We start from the raw sequence: 2,956 nt of genomic DNA, 5'->3' as shown, positions 1-2,956 counted from the left end.
CTCCACCTTCCTGGCCATGCTCGGCATCGCCTGCATCCTCATCTGCTACAAGCACCTGGCCAAGCATGCCGATGGCTTTTGAGATGAGCTCTAAGTGCGGCTAGAGTATTAGGGGGTAGACTTGTTCCCAGTCCGTTCGTCTGCCTTGCATAGAGAGAGTCCGCCCATGGCTGAGGCGTCCTTCGTTTCAACAACCATCCCCTATGTCAACGCAACCCCCCATCTGGGGCATGCGCTTGAGTATGTGGAGGCCGATGCTTACGCGCGCCACATGTCATCTATGGGGCAGGATGTTTACTTCCTCAGCGGCTCTGACGAGAATAGCCTTAAGAATGTTCTTGCAGCCGAAAAAGAAGGAATTGCCACCAGTGAACTCGTTAGTCGGAACGTGGTGGCATTTAAGGAGCTAATTGAGAAATTTGATATTGGCATAACGCATTTCATTCGAACCAGTGTGGATGCCGAACACATCAAGGGTGCCACCGAGATCTGGAAAAGCATCGCCGCCAGCGGCGATATTTACGCCAAAGACTACGAGGGCCTTTACTGTGTGGGATGTGAGCAGTTCTACTCTCCCGCTGAACTGGTGGGTGGTAAGTGCCCTGAACACAACGTCGAACCAGAGAAGGTTTCCGAGCACAACTACTTCTTTCGACTCTCCCGGTATCAGGATCGCATTCTTGAAGCGATCGAGTCGGGCGAACTGAAGATTGTCCCGGAGTCCAGGCGCAACGAGGTGGCAAGTTTCGTGCGTTCTGGGTTGGAGGACATCAGTATCTCCCGCTCCACGAGCCGGGCTCGGGGCTGGGGTATCCCGGTGCCGGAAGACCCGGCACAGGTGATGTACGTCTGGATCGATGCCCTCACCAACTACATCAACGCACTCCGTTGGACTGAGGGGAGTGAGGAATACAAGCGCTACTGGGCCGAGGCCGGTCAGCGTGTACATGTGGTAGGCAAAGGAGTGACCCGGTTTCACGCGGTCTACTGGCCAGCGATGCTTATGTCCGCAGGGATTGCCCTGCCCACGGATGTTGTCGTCCATGGCTATATCACCGTACAGGGCCAAAAGATCAGCAAGTCCCTAGGTAATGGCGCAGACCCCTCCGAACTCATCGAGCGGTACGGCTCGGACGCGATTCGCTACTTCCTTCTCGCCGATTTTACACCGTTCGGTGACAGCGACTTCAGTGAAGAGCGATTGATCAGTCGTTACAACACGGATCTGGCTAATGGGCTTGGCAATCTGTTGAACCGATCCGTGAGCATGATCATGCGTTACCGGGACGGGGTGGTCCCAGAGTCGGGACCTATAACGGATGCGGAGCGCTCCCTTGCGGAACAGGTTCTCGCTTCCGAACAGGGCAGTGTAGTGGCGATGCAGGGCTACGACCATCGCGACGCGATGTCGAACATCTGGGCCCTTGTTCGCCGTAGCAACGCTTACGTGGACGAACGCGCGCCCTGGCACCTGGCGAAACAGGGTGATGATGAGGCACTGAACACGACTCTGCACCATCTGGTCGCCGCGATTCGCCAGATCGGTCGACTTCTGATCCCTTTCCTCCCCGGCGCTGCGCAGAGCCTCCTATCACAATTGGGCACAGACGCGTTGAAGGTGCCGGGGACCGGAGAATGGCGGCAGGAGATTACCGGTACCCGCTTGGAAAAGGCCCCGGCCCTGTTCCCGCGGATCGAAGCCGTTCCCTGAACCGGCTCTTGACCGCATCGGGCACCGTCACCAGCCGACCCGTGACCCTAGCCAGCGCAAGCAGGCTAGGGCTTCCAGGCGCTGGAACCTCCTCAGAGCCGCGGGTCCCGGTCGCGTGGACGAAGCGACGAATCGCCCGGCGAGGGCCGCGAGTGCGCTGTCGACTCCGTCGGAATCGGCATTCTGCCCGGCTGGGTGCCGCTCAAGGATCTCCTGGGGGTTCCCATGCCCTTGAACCGCCGCGCATAGTGCGAAGATCAGTGGATCAATCCAAGCGGCACCCCGTGCGGCATGAGCCCAGTCCACAAACGTCACTGATCCGTCCGCACCCAAGATGATGTTGTCCGACCTCAGGTCGGAATGGAGCAGAGTGTCTCCACCGGCGGCAGTAGGGAACACCGCCTCCAACCTTGCCAACAGTCTCAAGTGGGGTCGGGCCTCGGCCGGTGTCTCCGCCGGTAATGCGCCTTGGGATTCCATCCAATTCCACCCCTGCCAAAGTGCGAAATCACCTCCCCATGACTCCAGCCCAGGTATCGGGCAGGGGGTCATGAGGGAGGAGCACGCATCCATGTGGTTCAGAACCGCGGTGAGGTCGTTGTCACTCCAGGGAACCGGAACGACCCGTCCCATAATATCCTCGAACACTAGGGCGAGCCATGCGCTGGCGCGCACCTCCCCCAGAAAGCGCGGGGCGGGAAAATTCGAAGGAATTCGTTCGGCAAAGTACCGTTCCCTTGTGTAAAGGGAGGAGGCGAAGGAGTCGGTTTCGAGGTTGATGGCTTTCACGAACGCCCGTTGGCCGTCCATGCAGATAATTCGACTAGCCAGTCCTCTAGAGAAGCCCCCGCGCTGCGTCTCGGACGCTACAATCGTTGAACCCAGTAATTGTTGCACACGAACTGTCAGCGGGCGGGGTGCATCACTCCAATTCAAGCGGTTTGTAACGGCCTTGGGAAAGGTACTTGTCACGGGTGCGTCCTTAGCTTGATTATTTTTATCAAGCAGTGTACAGCATGCGGCCTGGGGAGGTCGAGATCGCCAATGCCGAGTGGGTGGACTTGTGCAATAAGACCCGTGTTCGCGGTGAGATAGGCCCTGTGCCATCGGTTAGTTGCGAGGCTGCTTGACCACACCCGGGGCCAATGCCGCTTAGAGCTCATCTCAAAAGCCATCGGCATGCTTGGCCAGGTGCTTGTAGCAGATGAGGATGCAGGCGATGCCGAGCATGGCCAGGAAGGTGGA

Annotated in this window: 2 protein-coding genes; one reads left to right on the top strand and one right to left on the bottom strand. The window is 58.4% G+C overall.

The features are described 5' to 3' along the window. Positions 1–166: 166 nt before the first annotated feature. A complete protein-coding gene (metG, locus tag ABZ635_RS27060) occupies positions 167–1,711 on the top strand; it encodes a methionine--tRNA ligase (protein ID WP_357770069.1) in 1,545 nt (514 codons plus the stop codon). A 27-nt stretch (positions 1,712–1,738) separates the two neighbouring features. On the opposite strand, the gene ABZ635_RS27055 is transcribed toward metG, so the two are convergent. Next, on the bottom strand, positions 1,739–2,521 hold the full coding sequence (locus ABZ635_RS27055) for a phosphotransferase (RefSeq protein ID WP_357770072.1): 783 nt from the start codon (positions 2,519–2,521) through the stop codon (positions 1,739–1,741). Between the last annotated feature and the right edge of the window lie 435 nt (positions 2,522–2,956).

Origin of the sequence: Nocardiopsis sp. NPDC007018, assembly GCF_040635075.1 — a bacterium.
In the GTDB taxonomy this organism is placed as follows: Bacteria; Actinomycetota; Actinomycetes; order Streptosporangiales; family Streptosporangiaceae; genus Nocardiopsis.
Note: the sequence above shows the minus strand (reverse complement) of the source record. Positions and strands in the feature narration are given on the sequence as shown.

Bases quoted from the DNA above. Each gene is read 5' to 3' on its own strand.
- metG (WP_357770069.1), top strand. From the start codon at position 167: ATGGCTGAGGCGTCCTTCGTTTCAACAACCATCCCCTATGTCAACGCA.
- ABZ635_RS27055 (WP_357770072.1), bottom strand. From the start codon at position 2,521: ATGGACGGCCAACGGGCGTTCGTGAAAGCCATCAACCTCGAAACCGAC.